The sequence below is a fragment of the Geodermatophilus poikilotrophus genome (assembly GCF_900111455.1).
Taxonomy (GTDB): domain Bacteria; phylum Actinomycetota; class Actinomycetes; order Mycobacteriales; family Geodermatophilaceae; genus Geodermatophilus; species Geodermatophilus poikilotrophus.
Genome location: NZ_FOIE01000001.1, coordinates 871433 through 894384, shown reverse-complemented (window position 1 = coordinate 894384; position 22952 = coordinate 871433). Strand labels below are relative to the sequence as shown.

Genomic DNA, 22952 nt, shown 5'->3' with positions numbered 1-22952 from the left:
CAATGCAGATCGGCATCCTGGGCGTCGGGAACATCGGCGCCACATTGACCCAGCGGCTGAGCGAGGCCGGTCACCAAGTGAAGGTCGCCAACTCCCGCGGTCCCGAGACCATCCCGGCCGACGTCTTGTCCGTGGGCGGACGCGCGGTCAATGCCCGCGACGTCGTCACCGACGTCGACGCCCTGATCATCTCCATCCCTCTGTTCCGGATCCCTGACATCCGGCCGCTCGTCGACGACTTGCCCACCCGCGCTGTCCTGCTCGACACCTCGAACTACTACCCGATGCGCGACGGCCACATCGCCGCCCTCGACGACGGGCAGGTGGAGAGCCTCTGGGTCACGGAGCAGCTGAGCCGCCCCGTGGCCAAGGCGTGGAACGCCATCACCACCGGATCCTTCGACGCGAAGGCCGTCGCTGCAGCCGATTCCCGTCGCCTCGCCCCCCCGGTTGCCGCCGACGCCGACGCAGACCGCGGCCTCGGCATCTCCCTCGTCGAGGACACCGGCTTCGACGGGCTCGACGCCGGCCCGTTGTCAGAGTCGTGGCGCCAGCAACCCGGGACCCCGGCCTACTGCACCGACCTCTCCCGTGACGAGTTGCGGCGCGCTCTCGCCGCGGCGGTCCCCGGTCGGGCGCCCCGGCGTCGGGACCTGGCGATGGAGGTCATCGCCGAGCTGAGCGCCGATGCCACCGTCGACCGGGGTGATGACTTCCTTGTCCGGGTCAACCGGCTCATCTACCCCTGACCGGCGCCACGACGAAGGCAGGGACTGGAGCCGGATACGCGATCCGAACCGTCCCCCCGCCGGCGGATGACCTCCCGCGCCATGTCGTCGACTACCTCGAAGGCCGAACGTGACGTCGACCTGCGTGGCTGGACGCAGCTGGCAGCAGCGTTCCTGACCTCTGCTGCGGGACACCAGCGCCTCGTCAGCTCAGTTGGCCGACAGCCGGTGGTGGGTGTCGGCGTAGTTCACGCCAGCGGTGGAGACGTCGAAGAGCTGCTGACCCTCGCCCGGCGTGGGGTCGGGCAGGTCGACGACGTCGAGGACCTCGGGGCCGCCGAAGCGGGTGATCTGCACGGCTCGCACGCGTCTGAGGCTAGGGCTCCACCGGCACGCGACGGCTCCAGGGGCTGACAGCCGACGGCGCAGGAGGCGGTCCCGTGCGAGCAGGCCTCCCACACCAGGTGTCGCTGGTCCGCTTCGGGACATTCACCACCGCGTCGAGCCGGCGGTCCCCTCGAGCGGGGGAGGGCCTGCCGCGCCGGCGGGGTACTCCAGCATCGGCACGGCGTCCTGGGCCCACGCCTGGAGCACCGGATCCACGATCCGCCAGGCCTGCTCGGCCTCCTCGCCGCTCACCGAGAGTCGGCTACCGCCGGACAGCAGGTCGGTCAGGACCTGGCCGTACGCGGCGCGCTCGCCCGGGGCGGCCACCTGCACGCCGGGCTGCCGGGTCTCCTCCGGCGCGTCCAGCTCGATCCACAACCGGTCAGCCGCCACCCGCTGGGCGTCGCGCGGGTCGCACGCCGGCGCGGCGGTCCGGAAGTGGAGGGCGACTCCCTTGCGAGGCGTCCCCAGTGCCTTCCCGGTGCGCAGCACGAACCGGGTGCCGGTCCACCGAGGGGTGTCCAGCTCCAGGAGCAGCTCGGCGTAGGTCTCGGTGCCGCGGGCGGGGTCGACGCCGTCCTCGTCGGTGTACCCGGGCACGGCCCGACCGCCGGTGGCGCCCGCTCCGCTCAGTGTCCCGGCGGTGTAGCGCGCTCGTCGGGTCCGGACGGGGACCTCCGCGGCGGAGAGCACGCGCACCGACCGCAGCAGCTCCAGCTTGGCCGCATGCAGGTCACCCTCGGTCTGCCGGGCCGGCGGATCCATCGCGACGAGGGTCAGGACCTGCAGCATGTGGTTCTGCATCACGTCCCGGACGGCACCGGTCCGGTCGTAGAAGTCTGCCCGGCCCTCGAGCCCCAGCGTCTCCTCCCACAGCACGTCGACCTGTGCGATCGAGGCACTGTTCCAGACGGGGGCCAGCGAGCGGCCGGGTGCGTGCAGGTCGAGCAGCGCCTGCACCTTCGGCATCCCGAGGAAGTGGTCGACGCGGAACGCGGCCTCCTGGTCGCCGCCGGTCACGCGGGTGAGCAGCTCGTTGAGCGCCACCGCGCTGCGCAGGTCGGAACCGAACGGCTTCTCCACCGCGGTGCGGCTGCCGGCCGGCAGGTCCGCCCCACTGAGCGCGCCCAGCACCGCCGGGAACAGCGCCGGGGGCAGGGCCAGGTAGACCGCTACCGCCGCCCGGTCAGTGGCATCGCCGCCGTCATCGAGTGCGCGCACCGCGGCGGCGACGGTGTCGGGCTGCTCGGGGTCGACCGCCCGGTACCGCAGTCGATCGACGAGTGCATTCCGCACCTCGGTCGGCACGTCCCCGGCGTGCTGCTGCAAGCGGGTGGCCGCGTGGGTTCGGAAGGTCCGGTCGTCCCAGTCCTGGTGAGCGCCGCCCACGACCTGCAGGCCATCGGGCACCCGGCCGTCGGCCGACAGCCGGGCCAGCGCGGGCAGCAGGAACCGTCCGGCCAGGTCCCCCGTGGCACCGAGCAGGAGCAACCGGCTGATCACGAGTCCTCCTGGCGGACGGTGACGGCCTGGGGTCGGCTCCGTCCGGGCCGTGGGTCGGGTCGGACGGGCGGCGGGGCTGTGACCATGGCGCGACCGATCCTCCCCGAGCCCCGCGACCGGCGTCCACGCGGCCGAGGTGGCCGTTCGCGCGCGGGACCGGCGCGTAGTACACCCTCTCGTCAGCAGCGGCCCCGTGCGGTTCGCGGCATCTCGGGTGGGGCATCGTGCCCGCGGAGTCGGGACCGGGCGACGGCTGTTGCGGTCGCGGTCGACCGTCTGGATCGTGCGGGCCTCCGCAACCCGAGCAGGACCACCGTCGGAGAGGAACTCGATGTCCACCTGGCTCATCACCGGCTGCTCGAGCGGGCTCGGCCGAGCCCTTGCCGAAGCAGTCATCGAGGCCGGCCACCACGCCGTGGTCACTGCGCGCGACGAGGCCAAGGTCGCCGACCTCGTGGAGCTGGCCCCGGATCGCGTGCTGGGCGCGGCGTTGGACGTCACCGACCCGGCGCGAGCGGCAGCCGTCATCCAGCAGGCCGAGGACCGCTTCGGCGCCGTCGACGTGTTGGTCAACAACGCCGGGTACGGCTACCGCGCCGCGGTCGAGGAAGGGGATGACGCCGAGGTGCGTGCGTTGTTCGAGACCCACTTCTTCGGGTCGGTGACCATGATCAAGGCGGTGTTGCCCGGGATGCGTGCGCGTGGTGCGGGGGCGATCGTCAACATCTCCTCGATCGGGGCGCAGATCACCCCACCGGGATCGGGCTACTACTCGGCGGCGAAAGCGGCACTCGAGGGGATGTCCGGATCCCTGCGCGCCGAGCTGCAACCGCTGGGCATCTCGGTGACGGTCGTCGAGCCCGGCGGATTCCGCACGGACTTCTCCGGTCGGTCGCTGACCCAGTCCCGAACCGTGATCGACGACTACGCCGAGACGGCGGGCAAGCGCCGCAAGGAGCGCGACACGACGCACGGAACCCAGCCCGGCGACCCGGTGCGCGCCGGCCGGGCCATCCTCACCGCCGTGGAGTCCGCCCAGCCACCGGCGATGCTGCTGCTGGGCACCGACGCCCTGACCAGCTACCGGCGGGTGCTCCGCACGGCCCTCGCCGAGGCCGACCAGTGGGAGGAGCTGAGCGTCAGCACCGACTTCGAGGACTGATCCCGCAGCGCGGGCCGGGTGACCGGCGGTGTCGCTGTGGACGTCGGGGTCCCACCACACCCGTCCGGCCGGGTTCGTCGACCTGCGGGCGGCCTCGGCGTCCTGGCTCGGGCACGTCCTGGGGCAGGGCGTGGACGGTGCCGGGGTCTCCGGACCGGTGGGAGCCCGGGCCCTCGAGGCGGTGACGCGGAGCCGCGGCTACGGGGCCGCCCGCCGTCCTCACAGGCCGACGGTCTGGCCGCCGTCGACGACGAGGGCGTGGCCGACGGTGAACCCGCCGAGGTCCGAGCACAGCCACAGCACCGCCGAGGCGATCTCCCCGGGACGCCCCATGCGGCCGATCGGTTCCTGGCCGACCATGCGTTCGCGGCCCTCGTCAGTGCCGCCACTGACCCGGCCGATCATGGCCGTGTCGACGATGCCGGGGCAGATGGCGTTGATCCGGATGCCGGCGCCGACGTACTCCAGGGCCGCGGACTTCGTCATGCCGATCACGCCCCACTTGGCGGCGGCGTACCCGGCCTGTCCGGCGATGCCGACGACCCCGGCGCCGGAGGAGGTGTTGACGATGGCACCCCCGCCGGCGGCCTGCATGAGCGGGATCTCGTGCTTCATGCACAGGAACACGGCGGTGAGGTCGACGTCGACGATCCGCTGCCACTCCTCGGTGGGGAGCTCGGCGAGCGGCGTGAACGGCTGCTCCACCCCGGCGTTGTTGAACGCCACGTCCAGCCGCCCGAACGCCCCGACCGTCCGGTCCAGCGCTGCCCGGACGTCGTCCTCGCTGGTCACGTCACAGGTCAGCGCCAGCGCGCGGCCGCCGTCCTGCTCGATCAGCCGCGCGGTCGCGCGGACGTCGTCCTCGGGGATGCCGGCGACGGCGACGGCGGCGCCCTCGGCGGCGAAGGCCAGCGCGGTGGCCCGGCCGATGCCACTGCCGGCGCCGGTGACGAAGGCGACCTGCCCGGCGAAGCGGGCGCTCCCCGAGGCCGTCACCGCAGGGTGGCGGTGTCGATGACGAACCGGTAGCGGACGTCGGAGGCCAGGACGCGCTCGTAGGCCTCGTTGACCTGGTCGGCGGCGATGACCTCGACCTCGGCGCCGATGCCGTGCTCCGCGCAGAAGTCCAGCATCTCCTGGGTCTCGGCGATGCCGCCGATCATCGACCCGGCGTAGCTGCGGCGGCCGCCGATGAGGGAGAAGACGTTGAGGCTCAGCGGCTCGGCGGGCGCGCCGACGTTGACCAGCGCGCCGCCCACCGCCAGCAGCGAGAGGTACGCGTCGACGTCGATCGGTGCGCTGACGGTGTTGACGATCAGGTCGAACCGGTCGGCGAGCTCGCTGAACGTGTCCGGGTCGCTGGTGGCGAAGTAGGAGTCGGCACCCAGCCGCAGGCCGTCCTCCTGCTTCTTCAGCGACTGCGACAGCACGGTCACCTCGGCGCCCATCGCGTGCGCGAGCTTGACGCCCATGTGCCCCAGACCGCCGAGGCCGACGACGGCGACCTGCTTGCCGGGGCCGGCGCCCCAGTGGCGCAGCGGGGAGTAGGTCGTGATGCCGGCGCACAGCAGCGGGGCCGCGGCCGCCGGGTCGATGCCGTCCGGCACCCGCAGCACGAAGCCGGCGTCGACCACCACGTGGGTGGAGTACCCACCCTGGGTCGTGCTGCCGTCCCGGTCCGTGGCGGCGTAGGTGGCGACCATGCCGTTGAGGCAGTACTGCTCGTCGCCGCCCAGGCAGTTGGCGCAGTGGCCGCAGGAGTTGACCATGCAGCCGACGCCGACCCGGTCGCCGACCCGGTGGGTGGTGACCTCGGCGCCCACCTCGGTGACCGTGCCGACGATCTCGTGGCCGGGCACCACCGGGAACGGCTGCGGGCCCCAGTCGCCGTTGACGGTGTGGATGTCGCTGTGGCAGATGCCGGCGTGGGTGATCTCGATGAGGACGTCGCGCGGGCCGACGTCCCGGCGTTCGATGACGGTGGGGACGAGCGGCTCGGCGGCTGCGGGGGCGGCGTAGGCGTGGACCTGCACGGGGGTGCTCCTCGTTCTCGGGGGTGCTCGGGTGGGGCGGGGATCAGTCGGCGGCCGGGGCGGCGCCGTACTCCTCGTCGGTGACGGGGGCCAGCCAGTGCACGACGGCGTGGTCGTCGTCCCCCTCGTTGATGGCCACGTGGACCATGAGCCGGTTCGGGGCGGCGCCGTGCCAGTGCTCTTCATCGGCCTCGAACAGGACGCGGTCGCCGGGGCGGATGACCTCGACCGGGCCGCCCCGGCGCTGGCACAGGCCGACGCCCTCGGTGACGAAGACGGTCTGGCCCAGCGGGTGGCGGTGCCAGTGGGTGCGCGCGCCGGGCATGAAGTGCACCAGGTTGGCGCTGACCCGGGACGGCGCGGGCGCGGCGGCGACGGCGTCGATGTACACGTCGCCGGTGAACCAGTCTGCCGGGCCCTTGACGGTGTCGATGGAGCTGCGGGTGATCTGCACGCTGTCCTCCGGGGCGGTCAGGGACGCAGCAGGGTCTTGATGGCGCGGCGCTCGTCCATCGCCCGGTAGCCCTCGGCGGCCTGCTCCAGCGGCAGGTCGAGGTCGAAGACCCTGCCCGGGTCGATCTCGCGCTTGCAGATGAGGTCGATCAGCTCGGGCAGGAACCGGCGCACCGGAGCCGGTCCGCCGTGCAGGTGCACGCCGGAGAAGAAGAGCTCCTCGCCGGGGATCTGCACGTCGTGGGTGACGCCGACGTAGCCGACGTGCCCGCCGGGCCGGGTGGCGCGGATGGCCTGCATCATCGACTCCTGGGTGCCGACGGCCTCGATGACCGAGTGCGCGCCCAGCCCGTCGGTCAGGTCCTCGAGCCGGGCCACGCCCTCGTCGCCGCGCTCGGCGATGACGTCGGTGGCCCCGAACTCCCGGGCCAGCTTCTGGCGGGACTCGTGCCGGCTGAAGACGACGATGCGCTCGGAGCCGAGCTGTCTCGCGGCCAGCACACCGAGCAAGCCGACCGCACCGTCGCCGACGACCGCGACCGTCCTGCCCGGGCCGGCCTCGGCCGCGACGGCGGCGAACCAGCCGGTGCCCAGCACGTCGGAGGCGGCGAGCAGGCTGGGGACCAGGTCGTCGGAGGGCAGCTCGGGGGTGGCGACGAGGGTGCCGTCGGCCAGCGGGATGCGCGCGTACTCCGCCTGGGTGCCGAGGGCACCCACCGGCACGGCGTTCACGCAGCGCGACTGGTACCCCGCCCGGCAGATCTCGCAGGTGTTGTCCGAGGCGAAGAACGAGCCGACGACGAACTGGCCCCGCTCCAGCGTGCGGACGTCGCTGCCGACCTCCTCGACGACGCCGACGTACTCGTGCCCCATCGGCGCGGGCCCGTCGACCTCCTCGATGCCGCGGTAGGGCCACAGGTCCGAGCCGCACACGCAGGCAGCGGTCACCCGGATGACCGCGTCGGTGGGCTGCTCGATCCTCGGGTCCGGGCGCTCCTCGACCCGGACGTCACCGGGGACGTGGAGAACGACTCCTCGCACGGCGGTGCTCCTCACTGCTCGGTGGCTGGGCTGACCACCCCAGGGAACCCCGTCCGTCCCGGGCGCGGGTGGTCGGGCTTGTAGGGGGGAGAAGCACGACCTCCCTGGACCGGCGTGCCGCCGTACCGTCGATCCGGTGGACAACCGCTCCGACATCCGCGACTTCCTCGCCAGCCGGCGCGCTCGCATCACCCCGGAGCAGGCGGGGCTGCTGCCGGGCGGTGGCCGGCGTCGGGTGCCCGGGCTGCGCCGCGAGGAGGTCGCCGTCCTGGCCGGGGTGAGCACCGACTGGTACACCCGGCTGGAGAAGGGCCACATCGGCGGCGTCTCCGAGGACGTCCTGGAGGCCGTGGCCCGGGCGCTGCAGCTCGACGAGGCCGAGCGGCGCTACCTGTTCGACCTCGCCCGCGCCGCCAAGCCGAGCCGTACGCCGCAGCGGCGCAGCCGCGCCCAGGTGTCCCCGCGCGTGCAGTGGATGCTCGACTCGATGAGCGCCTCGGCGGCGTTAGTGGTCAACGGCCGGTTGGACGTCATGGCCGCCAACACGCTGGCCCGTGCCCTGTACTCACCGGTCTTCGACATGCCCGGCCGGCCGGCCAACATCGCCCGCTTCCAGTTCCTCGACCCGCGGGCCCGGGAGTACCACACCGACTGGGACGGCGCGGCCAGCGTCACCGTCGCGCTGCTGCGTGCCGAGGCCGGCCGCGACCCCCACGACAAGGACCTGCGCGAGCTCGTCGGGGAGCTGTCGACGGTCAGCGAGGAGTTCCGCGCCCGCTGGGCCGCGCACGACGTGCGCATCCACCACGCCGGGGCCAAGCAGTTCCGTCATCCCGTCGTCGGCACCCTCGAGCTGGTCTACCACACGTTCGACCTGCCGACCCAGGACAGCGGGAAGCTCGCCATGACCGTCTACACCGCCGAGCCCGGGACCCCGTCCGAGGACGGGTTCACGCTGCTGGCCAGCTGGGCGGCCACCGCCGCCGACGTGGCCGCCCCCGCGATCGACCGGGCCTGAGCCGGGGCCGGGCAGGTCGACGCCGAGACCCCCGGGGCCGCCGGAGCGCGTGGTCCGCACGGCCCGCGACGCCGCGGGGCCGGGCCGGGTCCCGGATCGCTCGGCGACGGCCCCGTCCCATCCGCTGTGGTTGGCTCACCGGTGCGTGCCGAGCCGCCCGAGCGGCGGGCCGCCCCGTCGGGTCGCGACGGGCGGGAACGACGAGGAGGCCTCCCATCCCGGCTGACCGGATCCTGGACGCGGCGACGCGGATCGCCGACCTCCTGCTGGACGTCCAGACGCGGGTGAACGGGCAGATCGACGCCGCGCTGACGGAGCTGCTGCCCGAGGTCCAGCAGCGACTGGGCGTCTCACCGGCGGACGCCGTCGACCTCGCCGGCCTGGTGAACACCAGGATCACCGGCCTGAGCGTCGTGGTCACCCCGGCGGCGGTCGCGACCGTCGTCCCGCTGTCGGCGCAGTCCGCCGCCACGACCCGGGCCGGTCGGCGTGCCGTGACCGGCATCGTCACCGGCGCCGACGACCGGCTGGCCGTCATCGCCGGCCCCTGCTCGATCCACGACCCGGAGGCCGCGCTCGAGTACGCCGCCTTCCTCGTCCGCATGCGGGAGCGGCACGGCGAGGACCTCGAGATCCTGATGCGGACCTACACCGAGAAGCCGCGGACCGAGGTCGACTGGAAGGGGTTCGCCTACGACCCGTTCCTCGACGGGTCCAGCCGGATCAGCGTCGGGCTGGTCGCGACCCGGGTGCTCATGTGCCGCATCACGGCCCTCGGCGTGCCGGTGGCGGCCGAGCCGCTGAACGCGCTCACGCCGCAGTACGTCAACGGGCTGGTCACCTACAACGGCGTCGGCGCCCGCAACGTCACCGACCAGACCGCCCGGGAGCGGGTCTCGGGCTTCTCGTCCGTCGTCGGCTTCAAGAACTCGCCGGAGGGGAGCATCGACGCCGCCGTCTCGGCCGTGCTGACCGCGCGGGCCCCGCACGAGTTCCTCGGCGTCGACCACCACGGGGTGAGCGCACAGCTCTCGACGACCGGCAACGACACCGCGCACGTCATCCTGCGCGGCGACAAGGACGGCCCCAACCACTCCGCTGCGCACATCGCCGACACCAAGGGGAAGCTGGCGCGGCGCGGGCTGCCGGAGGTGGTCGTCGTCGACGCCTCCCACGGCAACAGCCAGAAGGACCACCGGCGCCAGGTCGTCGTCGTGCGGGACCTGGCCGGGCAGATCGCTGCCGGCGAGCGGGCGATCCGCGGCGTGATGGTGGAGAGCAACCTCGTCGCCGGGCGGCAGGACCTGGACCGTCGCCACCCCGAGAGGCTGGCGTACGGCACGAGCGTCACCGACGCCTGCGTCGACCTCCCGACGACCGAGGTGGTGCTGGCCGAGCTGGCCGAGGCCGTCCGGTCACGGCGGCGCGCCGTCGCCTGAGCGGGTCCTCCCGTGCACGGAGGCGCCGAGCGGGACCGCTCACGGCAGGGCGGTCCCCCCGAAGGCGCGGGCGTACTCCTCGCGCCGCGCCGCCGGCACCTCCGGGTCCGGCGCCCTGCGGGGGAGCGGTGGCGGCAGCTCCCCGGTGACCGCCCGGGCGGCCAGGTGGGCGGCGCCGAGGGCAGTGGCCTCGCGGGCGTCGACGAACGCGGCCGCGCCCTCACCGAGGACGCTGCGCAGCTCGCGCCAGGCGGGGGAGGCGACCGGGGTCCCGGCCAGCAGGCGCAGGGCGACCGGCCGCGCGGCGGTGCGGCTGAGGTCGCGGGTCAGGTCGCGGGAGGCCACCGCGGTCGTCTCCATGAGGGCGCGCAGCAGCGTGGCGGGGGAGACGTCGACCGGCACGTCCTCCAGGGACAGCCGGCGGTCGGCGGCGAGCCGCCCGCGGACCCCGCGGCTGCCGACCGGCTCGGCGTCGAGCAGGGCGTCGAGCGGCGCGGCGGGGTCCAGCCCCAGCAGCCGGGTCCAGGTCAGGTACAGCGCCCCGGAGGGCAGCGCCGCGTGCAGGTAGTACAGGCCGTCGGTGACGAAGCACCCGACCTCGCTGTCGGCGGTGGCCGCCGGGTCCAGCGAGTCGGTGACCAGGAGGTGGGCCTCGGAGGTCCCCGCCGAGATGTACAGGTCGCCGGGTGATCGGGCGCCGGCGGCCAGCGCGCCGCAGAAGTGGTCGTGCCCGCCGGTGACCAGGGGCACGCCGGGCGCGACGCCGAGCGCCGCGGCGGCGTCGGCGCCGAGCTCGCCGACGACGGTGCCCGACGGCACGAGCCGGGGGAGGGCCAGGTGCCCGGTCCCCACGACGTCGAGGGCCTCGGCCCGCCAGGACCGGGTGGGCGCGTCGAAGAGCCCGGTGCGGGAGGCGTGCGAGTGGTCCATCACCAGCTCGCCGGGGCCCAGGGTGGAGAGCAGCCAGCTGCCGAGGTCGGTGAGGGTCGCCGCGGCCTGCGCCTGCGCGGGACGGGTGCGCGCCCACCACCCGAGCGTGTGGACGGTGTACTCGGGGTGCCGGAGCCCGGTGATCGGTGCCCGGCGGTCGAGCTCCTCGGCGTGCTCCCGCGCGGGGGCGTGCCCGACCCCGGCGAACCACGTCGGTACGTCCCCGACCGGGCGGGCCCCGGCGTCGAGCAGCACCGCCTCCTCGCCGACCGACGTCACGGCGATGCCGCCGAGTCGCGCGCGCGCCTCGGGGCCGGTCTCGGCCAGCGCCCGCCGGGCGGTGTCGACGACCGCGTCCCGGACCGCCCCGGGGACGTGCACCGGAACGCCGTCGGCCTCGCCCTGCGGCGTCGCCGCGGCGGCCGCGGCGAGCGCGTCCGAGCCTCCGCTCGCCAGGACGACGGCCTTGGTGCGCGTCGAGCCGACGTCGATCCCGAGGAAGGTGGCGCTCACCGGCGCACCGCCGGGACGGCGGTGGCGACGGCGCGCGCCCGCAGCTCGCGCACCTCGTCGGGCCCGCTGAGGTCCGGCTCGAGCCGGGCCGCGTTGGCCGCACCGGCCGCGGCGCCCGTGCGCAGCGCCGTCTCGACGTCCTCCCCGTGCGCCAGGGCCGTCACGAAGCCGGCCAGCATGAGGTCGCCGGAGCCCGTGGCGTTCACCACGGGGACGGCGGGCGCCGTGACGTCCCACGCTCCGGTCGGCGACCGGTAGCAGAGCCCGTCCGCACCGCGGGTGACGACGACCGCCCCGACGCCGGCGTCCAGGACGTGTCGCATCAGCGTGTCGAGGTCGGCGCCGTCGTCCTCCTCGGCGAGACCCGCGTCGGCGCGCAGCTCCTGCTCGTTGACCTTGAGGACGTCCGGCGCCGCGCGCACGGCGAGTGCCAGCGCCGCCCCCGACGTGTCCACCACCGTGCGGACCCCGCGGCCGCGGAGCTCGCGGACGCACCGCGCGTAGAGGTCCGGCGCCACCCCGCGGGGCAGGCTGCCGGTGCACACCACGGTGTCGCCCCGGGCCACCGCGCCCAGCAGCCCCTCGACCAGGGCCTCGACCGCGGCGGTGGCCACCTGCGGGCCCGGTTCGTTGACGACGGTGGAGGACCCCGAGGAGGCATCCACCAGGACGGTGTTCACCCGGGTCTCGCCGTCGACGCGGACGTGCCGGTCCTCGATCCCGAGCTCCCGGCAGCCCTCGGAGATGTGGGCGCCCACCGGGCCGCCGAGGAAGCCGTGCAGCGCGGCGCGGCCACCCAGCCGCACCACGCCGCGGGCCACGATCATCCCCTTGCCCCCGGGCCGGCTGACGACCTCGGTGGCGCGGTGGACCTCGCCGACCACCAGCCGGGGGACCACCTGCAGGCGGTCCTGCGCGGGGTTGGGGCTCACGACGTGGACCGTCGGGCCGGGTCCGTGCACGGGGTGTCCTCCTGGGGTCGGCCGGGGCGGGTACGGGGTCAGTCCGCGAGCAGGCGCACGAGGCGCTCCACCTCGCGCGCGGTCGCCGTCCGCGCGGCCCCCAGGTACGTGCGCGGGTCGACCAGCGCAGGGTCGGCGGCCAGCGCGTCGCGGACGGCGCGGGTGAAGGTGGCGTTGAGGTGCGTCGAGATGTTGATCTTCGTCATCCCCGCGGTGACGGCCTCCCGGAGGTGGTCGTCGGGGACGCCGGAGGAGCCGTGCAGGACCAGCGGCACCGGCACGGCGTCGCGGATCGCGGTGATCAGGTCCAGGTCGAGGCGGGCGGTGCGCTCGGTCATCGCGTGGGAGCTCCCGACCGCCACCGCGACGGCGTCGATGCCCGTCTCCTGCACGAACCGGGCGGCGTCCTCCGGCCGGGTCCGCACGCCGGGCGCGTGGACGCCGTCCTTGCCGCCGATCTCGCCGATCTCCGCCTCGACCGACGCGCCGAGACCGTGCGCCCGCTCGACGACGCGGCGCGTGGTCGCGAGGTTCTCCTCGACGGGCAGCGTGGAGCCGTCGTACATGACCGACGTGAAGCCGAGGTCGAGCGCCTCCTCCACCAGCTCGACGCCGGTGGCGTGGTCGAGGTGCACCACCACCGGGACGTCGGCCGCGTCGGCCACCGCGAGCATCGCCCGCCCGACGGCGGCCAGGGCCCCGTGGTAGCGGACGGCGTTCTCGCTGAGCTGGAGCACGGTCGGCCGCCCGGCGGCCCCGGCCCCGGCCACGATGGCCTCGGCGTGCTCGACCTGGATGACGTTGAAGGCGCCGACGCCGCGGCGCCCGGACTGCGCCGCGGACAGGACGTCGGTCAGTGCTGCGCGTGGGATGAGGTGCTCCTCGGGTCGTCGTGTGGGGGGTCGGTCAGTCGCGCTCGAGCGCTGCCCTGAGCTCCCCGGCCAGCACCGGCGCCAGGGGCAGCTGGGGCAGCAGCACCGCCTGGTAGGCGTGGTAGACGTCCGGCTTGCCCGACCAGACCGGCGGGGTGTCCCCGACCGACAGCTCGTGCACCCAGCTGCCGCGGTCCCGGTCGGTGTAGCGCGCGACGGCCTCGTCCCAGAAGGTCCGGTACCAGCGCTCGTACTGCGCCTCGCCGGTGCGCGCGCGCAGCACCGCGGCGGCACCGATCGCCTCGGTGAGCACCCAGTGCAGCCGGGAGGCGACCACCGGGCGGTCCTCCCAGTCGAGGGTGTAGACGAAGCCGGGCTGCCCGTCCGGGGCCCAGCCGACCTCGACCGCCGCGGCGAACAGGCTGCGGGCGGCCTCCGGCAGCCAGTCCGGGGCCTGCCGCCCGGCGTCCTGCAGAGCCGCCTCCAGGTGCAGCAGCAGCCGCGACCACTCCAGCCAGTGCCCCGGGGTCGAGCCGTACGGGCGGAACTTGTCGTTCTTGCGCTCGGCGTTGTAGTCCGGCAGCGGGCGCCACTGCGCGTCGAAGTGCTCGGGCAGGCGCCAGCCGTTCTCCCGCGTCGCCCGGTGGATCAGCTGCTCGGCGGTGCTCAGCGCCCGGTCCAGCCAGCGGGTGTCGCCGGTCACGGCGGCCACGGTGAGGAAGGCCTCGGTCATGTGCATGTTGCTGTTGGCGCCCCGGTAGGGCTCGGGGATCGACCAGTCCTGGTCCCAGCTCTCCGCGCACCGGCCCTCGTCCGGCCGCCAGAAGTGCTGCTCGACGACGGCGAGGGCCTCCTGCAGCAGCTCCGCGGCACCCGCCCGTCCCGCCGCGGTGGCGCTGGCGGCCGCGAGGACGACGAAGGCGTGGTCGTAGGCGGCCTTGCCGGTGCCCTCGGGCTCCCCGGCGGGGGTCAGCGCGGAGTACCAGCCCCCGTGCTCGGCGTCCCGGAAGGCGCCGGTCAGGGCGGCCAGGCCGTGGTCGACCAGCCGTCCGGCTCCCGGGCGGCCGCGCAGGGAGGCCAGGGCGAAGACGTGGGTCATCCGGGCGGTGATCCACAGCTGCGGGCCCTGGTCCGGCTGGGGCCGGCCGTCGTCGTCCAGCCAGGCGAACCCGGTGGCGGCCGCTCCCGCACCCTCGGCGAAGTCGAGGAGCCGCTCGCCCTCGGCGTCCAACCAGGCGCGGTGGGACGCCAGTCGGACCCAGGTGCCGGACACCTCGGGGGACCCGGTCGTCGTCATGGGGCTCCTTCTCCGTCAGCGGCCCGTCGGTGCCGGCCGGGGTGGTCAGGGCAGGGACCCTAGCGGCCCGGAAACGTTCCCGAGGGCCGGCGGGATCAACCTTGACATCGTTGACACGGGCGAGTTTAGTGACGCGCGCCATGTCGGGTCGAGCCCTGGGAGGAGCTGCCGTGGCCGTCCGTCCCGGTCGCCGCCGCCCGCACGGGCCGCCCGGCAGCCGTGTCCCGGGAGGCGCCCCGTGTCCCGGGCGGTGACGCTCCGCGACGTCGCCCGGGTGGCCGACGTCAGCGCGAAGACGGTCTCCCGGGTGGTCAACGGCGACGCCCACGTCACCCCCAGCACCCGGGAGCGGGTGCAGCGGGCCATCGACGACCTCGGCTTCGAGCCGAACCTCGTCGCGCGGTCCCTGCGCGTGGGCCGGGCCGACGCCATCGGGCTGGTGGTGGAGAGCCTGGCCGACCCGTTCTTCGCGCGGCTCACCAGCGCGGTCGAGCAGGCGGCGCTCGAACGCGGCCTGGCGGTTATGATCTCCAGCGTCGGCGACCTGCCCGATCGCGAGGCCGTGGTCGTCCGCAGCCTGCTCGTGCGCCAGGTCGCGGGCCTCATCGTCGTCCCCGTCGCCGAGACCCACGCGCACCTCGAGGACCCGCGGCAGCGCACGCCGGTCGTGTTCGTCGACCGGCGTCCGGACGGGATGGACGGCGACGCCGTCGTCGTCGACGACCTCGCCGCCGCGGAGACGGCCACCCGGCACCTGCTCGCCCACGGCCACCGCCGGGTCGGCTTCCTCGGCAGCCAGACCCGGAACCCGACGACGCGGTTGCGGCTCGAGGGCTACCGCCGCGCGCTGGCCGCCCACGGGGTCGCGGAGGACCCGGCCCTGGTCGCCCTCGGCGCCGGCACGGCGCAGACCGCCCGCGAGGCCGCGGAGCAGCTGTTCGCCGGTCCGCAGCCGCCCACCGCCGTCTTCGCCTCGAACATGCGGTGCTCGCTGGGGCTCGTGCCGTTCCTGCACAGCAGCGGCCGGACCGACGTGGCGGTCGTCGGCTTCGACGACTTCCCGATGGCCGACTCGCTCCTGCCGGCGGTCACGGTGATCGACCACGAGCCCGAGGCCGTCGGCCGGGCCGCCGCCGAGCGGCTGTTCCGGCGGCTCGCCGAGCCCGACGTCCCGGCCGAGACCGTGGTGGTGCCGGTCCGCCTGGTCCAGCGCGGGTCCGGCGAGCTGCCGCCTCCGGCGGGGACGACGGGTCCCCGCGGCGCGGACGGGGGCGAGGACGACCCGGGGCGCACAACCGACGCCCCGGTGCAGCAGGACGGGACCAGGGAGTGGGAGATGGCACAGGAAGGAGGGGGTCGCTCATGACGTCCCCGCAGAACCGGGAGGACGCCCCGTGACCGCGGCCCTCGAGGCCCGGGGCCTGCGCCGGGAGTTCGGGCACGTGCGCGCCCTCGACGGCGCCGACTTCGACGTCGACCTCGGCGAGGTCGTCGCGCTGATCGGGGACAACGGCGCGGGCAAGAGCACGCTGGTCAAGGCGCTGTCGGGTTCCCTGGCGGTGGACTCGGGGGAGATCCTCAGCGACGGCCGCCCGGTCACGCTCGACTCCCCGGCGGCCGCCCGGTCGCTGGGCATCGAGACCGTCTACCAGGACCTCGCCCTGGCTCCGCACCTGGACCCGGTGCAGAACATGTACCTGGGCCGGGAGGTCATGCGGTCCGGCCTGCTGGGCCGGCTGGGCTTCATGGACCACACCGAGATGAAGGACCACACCCGACGGGCGTTCGCCGACCTCGGGGCGACGGTGCGCGACTTCAGCGCGCCCGTCGGGTCGATGTCCGGTGGCCAGCGCCAGCAGATCGCGGTGGCGCGCGCGGCCGCCTGGGCCAGCCGGGTGATCTTCCTGGACGAGCCGACGGCGGCGCTGGGCGTGGTGCAGACCCGCAACGTGCTCGACCTGATCCGGCGGGTGCGGGACCGCGGCATCGCCGTCGTCTTCATCAGCCACTCGATGCCGCACGTGATCGAGGTGGCCGACCGCATCCAGGTGCTGCGGCTGGGCCGGCGGATCGCGACCTACGACGCGAAGCAGACCTCGATGGAGGAGCTGGTCGGTGCCATGACCGGGGCGATCAACCAGGACGCGGCATGAGCGCGGCCACGGGTCAGCAGCAGGCCGCCGGGCCCGCCCCCGCGGACGAGGAGGCCCCGAAGACCCCGCTGCAGCGGCTGCTGGGCGCGCAGGCGTTCCAGATCCTGGCCGTGCTGCTCGTGCTGGTCGTCCTGTTCAGCGCGGCGGAGCCGGACGCGTTCCCGTCGGTGAACAACTTCCGCAACATCGTCGTCAACGTCTCGATCCTGGCGATCATCGGCGTCGGGATGACGTTCGTGATCATCACCGGCGGCATCGACCTGTCCGTGGGCAGCGTCCTGGTCTTCAGCGGTGTGGTCGCGGCCAAGACGATGGAGGCGCTCGGTGGCCAGGGGGTCGGTGTCTCGCTCATCGGCGCCCTGGTGGCCTGCGTGTCCGGCGTCCTCTGGGGGCTGCTCAACGGCGTGCTCGTCGCCAAGGCGAAGGTCCCGCCGCTGATCGTCACCCTCGGCTCCCTGGGCATGGCCCTCGGCGGCGCGCAGATCATCACCGGCGGGATCGACGTCCGCGGCGCCCCGACGGTGCTCACCGACACCATCGGCTTCGGCCGCCTGTTCGGCCAGATCCCGTACCTGTCGCTGATCTCCCTGGTGGTCGTGGTGCTCGGCGCCGTGCTGCTGCACCGGACCCGGTTCGGCCGCTACACGTACGCCGTCGGCTCCAACGACGAGGCCGCCCGGCGCGTGGGCGTCCGGGTCGACCGGCACCTGATCCTCATCTACACGCTGGCCGGCTTCTGTGCCGGACTGGCGGGGATCCTCAACCTCGCCTTCTTCGCCTCCACCACGATCGCCGGCCAGTCCAACACCGCCCTGAACGTCATCGCGGGCGTCGTCATCGGCGGCACCAGCCTCTTCGGTGGCATCGGGACGATCGCCGGCACCGTCGTCGGCCTGTTCATCCCGGCAGTCCTGCAGAACGGCTTCGTGATCATGGGCGTCCAGCCCTTCTGGCAGCAGGTGGTCGTCGGGGCGTTCCTCATCGTCGCCGTCTACGTGGACCAGGTCCGGCGAGCCGCAGCGGCTCGCGGGGCCAGGGCCCGCCGGTCGGTGGCCTCTCGGTTCTCCCGCCCAGCCCGGGCACGTCGAAAGGAAGCACAGTGAACAGAAGGACCACAGTCCGGATCTCCGCGGTCTCGGCGCTCGTGCTCGGTCTCGCCGCCTGTGGCGGGGACGACGGCGGCGGCTCGGCCTCCGGCGGGGGCGGCGGCGGTGGCGGCGGGGACTACGAGGTCGCCTTCGTCCAGGGCGTCGCGGGCGACGAGTTCTACATCACGATGCAGTGCGGGATCGAGGCAGCCGCCGAGGAGCTGGGCGTCACGGTCACGACCCAGGGCCCGCAGCAGTTCGACCCCGCGCTGCAGACCCCGATCGTCGACAGCGTCGTCGCCAGCCAGCCCGACGGTCTGCTCATCGCGCCCACCGACGTGAGCGCCATGAACCGGCCCATCCGGGCCGCCGCGGACGCCGGCATCACGGTCGGCCTCGTGGACACGACCCTCGAGGACCCGTCGATGGCGGTCACCCAGGTCGCCTCGGACAACGAGGGCGGCGGCGCAGCGGCCTTCGAGGCCATCAAGCAGGCCAACCCCGACGGCGGCACCGTCCTCGTGGTCGGCCACGAGCCGGGCATCAGCACGAACGAGGCGCGCATCAAGGGCTTCAACGACGCGCTGGCGCAGGACCCCGCGTTCACGGCCCTGCCCACGCAGTACGCCCAGAACGACCCCGCCGAGGGGGCCCGGATCGTCACCTCGACCCTCCAGGCCCACCCGGACCTGATCGGCATCTTCGGCACCAACCTGTTCGCCGCCGAGGGCGCCGCGACCGGGCTGCGGCAGGCCGGGGCGACCGGGGTGACCGTCGTCGGGTTCGACGCCGGGCCGGCCCAGGTCGAGGCGCTGCAGAACGGGACCGTCCAGGCCCTCGTCGCGCAGCAGCCGGCGGACATCGGGCGGCAGGGGCTCGAGCAGGTCGTCGCGTCCCTCAACGGCGAGGAGCCGCAGGCCGAGATCCAGACCGGGTTCACGATCCTCACGCAGGACAACCTCGACCAGAACCAGGACGCGGTGTACCGGTCCGACTGCTGACTCACCGACCAGCGGCGCCCGGGGGGCCGGTCCCGGGGTCGGGCCTCAGCCGGTCGGGTCGTCCTCGGTCGAGTGCTCGGGGACGTCGAGGTGCACGATCAGGTCGGCGCGCTCCCGGGAGGCGTCGACGACCTCCCCGTTGGGCCGGTCGACGGTGCGCACCCAGTCCTCGGAGGCTCGCCGTTCGTGGCCGTGGGACAGCCGGCGGCGCAGGAGCCGGCGGGCACGCACCTCGGGTGGCACGTCGAGGTGCCAGACCTCGTCCAGGCACGGCCGGACCGCGTCCCACCCGTGCTCCTGCAGGAGGAGGTAGTTGCCCTCCGTGAGGACGAGGGGGGTGTCCGGGGGGACGGGGACGGCGCTGCCGACCGACTCCTCCAGGTCGCGGTCGAAGACGGGGCCGTAGACGGTGTGGTCCGGCGGCGTCCGCAGCCGCTGCAGCAGGGCGACGTAGCCGTCGACGTCGAACGTGTCCGGTGCGCCCTTGCGGTCCCGGCGGCCCAGCCGCAGCAGCTCCCGGTTGGCGTAGTGGAAGCCGTCCATCCCCACGAGCGCGACCCGCGCGCCGAGTGCGGCGACCAGCGCCGCGCAGACGGTCGACTTGCCCGCCCCCGGCCCGCCGGTGACGCCGAGCAGTCGTCTCCCGCCGGACGCCAGGGCCGCGGCCCGGTCGACCAGCTGCTGCACCGTCTCGCGGACGACGGGTGGCCCGCCCGCTGGCGGGGGGCCGGCTGCCTCGTGCACTGGCGACCTCCCCTCCCGGTCGCACGTCCGCGGCGTCGCCACGGGCCCCGGGGGAGGCGCGACGCAGCCAGCGTGACATCGGTGTCAAGAGACGCCATGACACCGATGACATGCGCGCCGTCCCTGTGGTTGCATCAGCCGTGGCGCCACTCCGCCCGGAGGCGGCGCGCACCGAGCCCCAGGGAGAGACGCTGACATGACCGACCTCGAGGGCCGCACCGTCCTGGTCACCGGAGCCAGCGGGGGCATCGGCGGTGCGACGGTCCGCCGCCTGACCGCCGCAGGGGCCGACGTGATCGCCAGTGGCCGGTCCGTCGAGGCGCTGGAGCAGCTGTCGGCCGAGACCGGAGCTCGCCCGCTGCCCTTCGACCTGACCTCGGAGGAGAGCGTCCGGTCGGCGCTGGAGGGCCTGGACCTCTGGGGTGTGGTGAACTGCGGCGGCTTCGGCGGGGAGATCGCCACGCCGGTGGACACCGACATCGCCGTCTTCGACAAGGTCATCAGCATCAACGCCCGCGGCGCGCTGCTGGTCACCAAGTACGCGTCCGCCTCCATGGTCCGGCTGGGTCGCGGCGGAGCCATCGTCAACGTGTCGAGCCAGGCGAGCCTCGTCGCTCTCCCCGGGCACATCTCCTACGGCTCCTCCAAGGCGGCGCTGGACAACATCACGCGCGTCTCGGCCCTGGAGCTCGGCAGGTACGGGATCCGCGTCAACAGCGTGAACCCGACCGTGGTGATGACCGAGATGTCGGCGTTCTACTGGGGGCGGCCGGAGATCGAGGGACCCTTCCTCGAGCAGATGCCCCTCGGCCGGTGGGCCACGGAGGACGAGATCGCCGCACCGATCGTGTTCCTGCTCAGCGACGACGCATCGATGATCACCGGGGTCTCCCTGCCGATCGACGGCGGCTACACGTGCCGCTGAGCGTGACCGGTCGTCGCCGCGCGGGCTGAGGCACCGGTGGCGACGATGCGGCAGGTCGCCGCCCGGGCCGGGGTGAGCGCCAAGACCGTCTCCCGGGTGGTCAACAACGACCCCCACGTGCTGCCGGAGACGCGGACCAGGGTCACCGAGGCGCTGCGCGAGCTGCGGTACGTGCCGAACGCGCTGGCCCGCACGTTCCGTGCGGGCGGTGCGCCGGTCCTCGGTGTGGCGGTGCCGGACATCGCCGACCCCTTCTTCGCCCTGGTGGCCAAGGCGGTCGAGGACGTCGCGGCGGCGCACGACACGTCGGTCGTGGTGAGCAGCCTCGGCTACGACCCCGAGCGGGAGCGGGGGGCGCTGGAGTCGCTCCTGCGCCGGCCGCTCAGCGGGCTGGTCGTCGCGCCGACCTCGCCGGACCAGGGCCACCTGGCCCGGTGGACCGCGCGGATGCCCGTCGTCTTCGTCGACCGCCCGCCGCGGGGGCTGGAGGCCGACACGATCACCGGGGACGACCACGGGGGTGCCCGGATGGCCACGGCACACCTGATCGGGCACGGCCACCGCCACATCGCCTTCGTCGGGGACAGCCCGCAGGTGCCCACGACCGCCGACCGCCTCGCGGGCCACCGTGCGGCGCTCGCGGAGGCCGGCCTCGTCGCACGGGACGAGCTCGTCGCCTTCCGCGACTCCGACGACGCGGCCCCGGGGCGGCTGGTGCAGCGCCTCGCCCGCTCGTCCCCGCCGCCGACGGCCGTGCTCAGCGCCGACGCGCGCACGACGATGGCGCTGGTGCCGGAGCTGGCCGGGACCAGCTGGGCCGTCGTCGCCTTCGGGGACTTCCCGATGGCCGACATGCTCTCGCCGGCGCTCACGGTGGTGGACCAGGACCCCGCCGCCCTGGGCCGGCTGGCCGCCGAGCGGGTCGTCGAGCGGCTCGGCGCACCGGAGGGCTCCGCGCTCCGGCGCACCGTGCTGCCGGTCCGGCTCGTCGAGCGGCAGTCGTGCCGGGCCGAGGCCCACGCGGCGGGGTTGTTCCCGTTCTCGGCGCCGGAGCTGGACACGAGCGTCTCCCGGGTCGAGCCGCCGGGGGGAGCAGCGTCGCGCCGCTGCCCGGACGCCTCCGCCTGACCTCCGTCCCCCGGTCGCCCCACCACCGCACCCAGGAGAGAGAGCCCCGACCGTGACCGCCACACCGCTGCAGGAGACCACCCTGACCGCGCTGCCGGCACCGGTCCGGCGACCGGCCTACGACCGCGCCGCGGCCGGCAGCGGCGTCGTCCACCTGGGTGTGGGCGGCTTCCACCGCTCGCACCAGGCCGTCTACTTCGACCGGCTGCTCGCCCGGGGGCACGGGGAGTGGGGCATCACCGGTGTGGGGGTCCTCCCCGCCGACCGCGGACTGCACGAGGCGCTGCGTGCCCAGGACGGTCTCTACACCCTGGTGCTCAAGCACCCGACCGGGGCGATCGAGCCGGCCGTCGTCGGCTCGCTGCTGCGCCTGCTGCTGGTGGACGACGACCCGGCGGCGGTCCTGGCCGCCATGGCGTCGCCGTCGACCCACCTGGTCACCATGACCATCACCGAGGGTGGCTACAGCACCGAGAAGTCCACCGGGCGGTTCCGGCCGGACGACGCCCTGCGCGCGGACCTCACGGCCCCGCACCCGCGGACGGCGTTCGGTCTGCTCAGCGCGGCGCTGCGCCGTCGACGCGACGCCGGGACGCCGCCGTTCACGGTGGTCTCCTGCGACAACGTCGAGAACAACGGCGCTCTGGCGCGGCGGACCCTCGTCGAGTTCGCCCGCCTGCAGGACGCCGGGACGGGGGACGACCTCGCCGGGTGGATCGACCGGCACGTCGCGTTCCCCAGCTCGATGGTGGACCGCATCACGCCCGTCACGACCGACGACGACCGCCGCCGGCTGGCCGACGAGGCCGGGATCGCGGACCGGTGGCCGGTCGTGGCCGAGCCCTACCTGCAGTGGGTGCTGGAGGACTCCTTCAGCGACGCGCGGCCGCCGCTCGAGGAGGCGGGGGTCCAGCTGGTCGACGACGTGCGTCCGTACGAGCTGGGGAAGCTGCGGCTGCTCAACGCCGGCCACCAGGTGATGTCCTACCTGGGCTACCTCGCGGGCCACCGCCGGGTCGACGAGGTGATGACCGACCCGCTCTTCGTCGAGCTGGTCGACCGGTACATGCGCGAGGAGGCCACCCCCACGCTGCCCCCGGTCCCCGGCACGGACCTCGCCGCCTACCGGGCCGTCCTCCTCGACCGCTTCGCCAACCCGGCCGTCAGCGACACTCTGGCCCGGAACTGCGCCGAGGGCTCCGAGCGCATCGCCACGTTCGTCCTGCCCGTCGTGCGCGACCAGCTGCGCACCGGCGGGCCGATCGACGTCGCGGTCCTGGCCGTGGCGGCCTGGGCCCGCTATGCCACGGGGGAGGACGAGGGAGGCGGGCGCATCGAGGTGGTGGACGCCCGCCTCGACCGGATGGCTCCGCTGCTGCGGCGCCGGCAGGAGGACCCCTTGGCCGTCCTGGGGCTCGGCGACGTCTTCGGCGACCTCGCCGACGACGAGCGCTTCCGGCGCGCGTACCTGCGCGCGGCCGGGTCGCTGGACCGGTTGGGCGCACGCGGCGCGGTCGCGCACCTGCTGGGTCCGTCGTCCGGACGCTCGCGCTGAGGCCCCACGCGGGCCCCCAC

General features: G+C 74.5%; 22 protein-coding genes. 11 read left to right on the top strand and 11 right to left on the bottom strand.

Features of this window, described 5'->3' with window-relative positions:
• Positions 1-2: 2 nt before the first annotated feature.
• The gene (locus tag BMW27_RS04125) at positions 3-749 is read left to right on the top strand and encodes an NADPH-dependent F420 reductase (RefSeq protein WP_091439450.1); all 747 of its coding nucleotides are present in this window, start codon (positions 3-5) and stop codon (positions 747-749) included.
• A gap of 189 nt (positions 750-938) precedes the next feature.
• On the opposite strand, the gene BMW27_RS04120 is transcribed toward BMW27_RS04125, so the two are convergent.
• Both BMW27_RS04120 and BMW27_RS04115 read right to left on the bottom strand, forming a co-directional pair.
• Positions 939-1094, bottom strand: a complete 156-nt coding sequence (locus tag BMW27_RS04120; protein WP_091439448.1) for a Zn-dependent oxidoreductase — start codon at positions 1092-1094, stop codon at positions 939-941.
• Positions 1095-1217: 123 nt separating this feature from the next.
• Positions 1218-2618, bottom strand: coding sequence for a glucose-6-phosphate dehydrogenase (locus tag BMW27_RS04115; RefSeq protein ID WP_091439444.1), 1401 nt, complete (start codon positions 2616-2618; stop codon positions 1218-1220).
• Between the two features lie 331 nt (positions 2619-2949).
• Here BMW27_RS04115 and BMW27_RS04110 point away from each other — a divergent pair, with 331 nt between their 5' ends.
• A complete protein-coding gene (locus tag BMW27_RS04110) occupies positions 2950-3780 on the top strand; it encodes an oxidoreductase (protein ID WP_091439441.1) in 831 nt (276 codons plus the stop codon).
• Between the two features lie 219 nt (positions 3781-3999).
• Here the strand turns inward: BMW27_RS04110 and BMW27_RS04105 are convergent, their stop codons facing one another.
• From BMW27_RS04105 to BMW27_RS04090, 4 genes are read right to left on the bottom strand one after another with little or no spacing between them, the layout of a single operon-like run.
• Positions 4000-4776, bottom strand: a complete 777-nt coding sequence (locus tag BMW27_RS04105; RefSeq protein ID WP_091439439.1) for a glucose 1-dehydrogenase — start codon at positions 4774-4776, stop codon at positions 4000-4002.
• Entirely contained in the window at positions 4773-5813 is a 1041-nt protein-coding gene (locus BMW27_RS04100; protein ID WP_091439437.1) for an NAD(P)-dependent alcohol dehydrogenase, read from the bottom strand. Before BMW27_RS04100 ends, BMW27_RS04105 begins: the two co-directional genes overlap by 4 nt.
• Before the next feature lie 43 nt (positions 5814-5856).
• Positions 5857-6267, bottom strand: a complete 411-nt coding sequence (locus tag BMW27_RS04095) for a (R)-mandelonitrile lyase (RefSeq protein WP_091439434.1) — start codon at positions 6265-6267, stop codon at positions 5857-5859.
• A 17-nt stretch (positions 6268-6284) separates the two neighbouring features.
• Positions 6285-7307 (bottom strand): zinc-dependent alcohol dehydrogenase family protein, encoded by a 1023-nt coding sequence (locus tag BMW27_RS04090; RefSeq protein WP_091439432.1) that lies wholly within the window; start codon positions 7305-7307, stop codon positions 6285-6287.
• A 136-nt stretch (positions 7308-7443) separates the two neighbouring features.
• Between BMW27_RS04090 and BMW27_RS04085 the strand changes: the two genes are divergently transcribed.
• Positions 7444-8325 carry a helix-turn-helix transcriptional regulator gene (locus BMW27_RS04085; protein WP_091439429.1) on the top strand — a complete coding sequence of 294 codons (882 nt, stop codon included), beginning with the start codon at positions 7444-7446 and terminating at the stop codon, positions 8323-8325.
• 284 nt (positions 8326-8609) lie between these two features.
• Positions 8610-9764: a 3-deoxy-7-phosphoheptulonate synthase gene (locus BMW27_RS04080; RefSeq protein WP_245743284.1), complete on the top strand. Its 1155-nt coding sequence runs from the start codon at positions 8610-8612 to the stop codon at positions 9762-9764.
• 39 nt (positions 9765-9803) lie between these two features.
• On the opposite strand, the gene BMW27_RS04075 is transcribed toward BMW27_RS04080, so the two are convergent.
• The 4 genes from BMW27_RS04075 to BMW27_RS04060 form a co-directional block, all read right to left on the bottom strand.
• Complete coding sequence (locus BMW27_RS04075; RefSeq protein ID WP_091439427.1) at positions 9804-11207, bottom strand: FGGY-family carbohydrate kinase; 1404 nt, start codon at positions 11205-11207, stop codon at positions 9804-9806.
• Entirely contained in the window at positions 11204-12139 is a 936-nt protein-coding gene (locus BMW27_RS04070) for a 1-phosphofructokinase family hexose kinase (protein WP_175486347.1), read from the bottom strand. The genes BMW27_RS04075 and BMW27_RS04070 overlap by 4 nt, the downstream gene beginning before the upstream one ends.
• A 68-nt stretch (positions 12140-12207) precedes the next feature.
• On the bottom strand, positions 12208-13014 hold the full coding sequence (locus tag BMW27_RS04065; RefSeq protein WP_245743301.1) for a class II fructose-bisphosphate aldolase: 807 nt from the start codon (positions 13012-13014) through the stop codon (positions 12208-12210).
• A 61-nt stretch (positions 13015-13075) separates the two neighbouring features.
• Positions 13076-14338 (bottom strand): AGE family epimerase/isomerase, encoded by a 1263-nt coding sequence (locus BMW27_RS04060; protein WP_091439422.1) that lies wholly within the window; start codon positions 14336-14338, stop codon positions 13076-13078.
• A gap of 238 nt (positions 14339-14576) precedes the next feature.
• Between BMW27_RS04060 and BMW27_RS04055 the strand changes: the two genes are divergently transcribed.
• The 4 genes from BMW27_RS04055 to BMW27_RS04040 are packed head-to-tail and all read left to right on the top strand — an operon-like array spanning position 14577 to position 18580.
• Positions 14577-15704, top strand: a complete 1128-nt coding sequence (locus BMW27_RS04055) for a LacI family DNA-binding transcriptional regulator (protein WP_175486345.1) — start codon at positions 14577-14579, stop codon at positions 15702-15704.
• 28 nt (positions 15705-15732) lie between these two features.
• The gene (locus BMW27_RS04050; RefSeq protein WP_091439417.1) at positions 15733-16491 is read left to right on the top strand and encodes an ATP-binding cassette domain-containing protein; all 759 of its coding nucleotides are present in this window, start codon (positions 15733-15735) and stop codon (positions 16489-16491) included.
• Complete coding sequence (locus BMW27_RS04045) at positions 16488-17594, top strand: ABC transporter permease (protein WP_091439414.1); 1107 nt, start codon at positions 16488-16490, stop codon at positions 17592-17594. Before BMW27_RS04050 ends, BMW27_RS04045 begins: the two co-directional genes overlap by 4 nt.
• Positions 17591-18580 (top strand): ABC transporter substrate-binding protein, encoded by a 990-nt coding sequence (locus BMW27_RS04040; protein ID WP_091439411.1) that lies wholly within the window; start codon positions 17591-17593, stop codon positions 18578-18580. Before BMW27_RS04045 ends, BMW27_RS04040 begins: the two co-directional genes overlap by 4 nt.
• Before the next feature lie 45 nt (positions 18581-18625).
• Here BMW27_RS04040 and BMW27_RS04035 read toward each other — a convergent pair whose 3' ends face one another.
• Positions 18626-19324 (bottom strand): nucleoside/nucleotide kinase family protein, encoded by a 699-nt coding sequence (locus BMW27_RS04035; RefSeq protein WP_091439407.1) that lies wholly within the window; start codon positions 19322-19324, stop codon positions 18626-18628.
• A gap of 196 nt (positions 19325-19520) precedes the next feature.
• On the opposite strand from BMW27_RS04035, the gene BMW27_RS04030 reads away from it, so the two are divergent.
• Genes BMW27_RS04030 through BMW27_RS04020 form a run of 3 tightly spaced genes read left to right on the top strand, consistent with a single transcriptional unit; the run spans position 19521 to position 22932 of the window.
• Positions 19521-20249, top strand: coding sequence for an SDR family oxidoreductase (locus BMW27_RS04030; protein WP_091439404.1), 729 nt, complete (start codon positions 19521-19523; stop codon positions 20247-20249).
• Positions 20250-20294: 45 nt separating this feature from the next.
• Entirely contained in the window at positions 20295-21377 is a 1083-nt protein-coding gene (locus BMW27_RS04025) for a LacI family DNA-binding transcriptional regulator (protein ID WP_091439845.1), read from the top strand.
• A 52-nt stretch (positions 21378-21429) separates the two neighbouring features.
• Positions 21430-22932, top strand: coding sequence for a mannitol dehydrogenase family protein (locus tag BMW27_RS04020; protein ID WP_091439401.1), 1503 nt, complete (start codon positions 21430-21432; stop codon positions 22930-22932).
• Positions 22933-22952 lie beyond the last annotated feature (20 nt).

Bases quoted from the DNA above. Each gene is read 5' to 3' on its own strand.
- BMW27_RS04060 (WP_091439422.1), bottom strand. From the start codon at position 14,338: ATGACGACGACCGGGTCCCCCGAGGTGTCCGGCACCTGGGTCCGACTG.
- BMW27_RS04125 (WP_091439450.1), top strand. From the start codon at position 3: ATGCAGATCGGCATCCTGGGCGTCGGGAACATCGGCGCCACATTGACC.
- BMW27_RS04030 (WP_091439404.1), top strand. From the start codon at position 19,521: ATGACCGACCTCGAGGGCCGCACCGTCCTGGTCACCGGAGCCAGCGGG.
- BMW27_RS04025 (WP_091439845.1), top strand. From the start codon at position 20,295: ATGCGGCAGGTCGCCGCCCGGGCCGGGGTGAGCGCCAAGACCGTCTCC.
- BMW27_RS04110 (WP_091439441.1), top strand. From the start codon at position 2,950: ATGTCCACCTGGCTCATCACCGGCTGCTCGAGCGGGCTCGGCCGAGCC.
- BMW27_RS04045 (WP_091439414.1), top strand. From the start codon at position 16,488: ATGAGCGCGGCCACGGGTCAGCAGCAGGCCGCCGGGCCCGCCCCCGCG.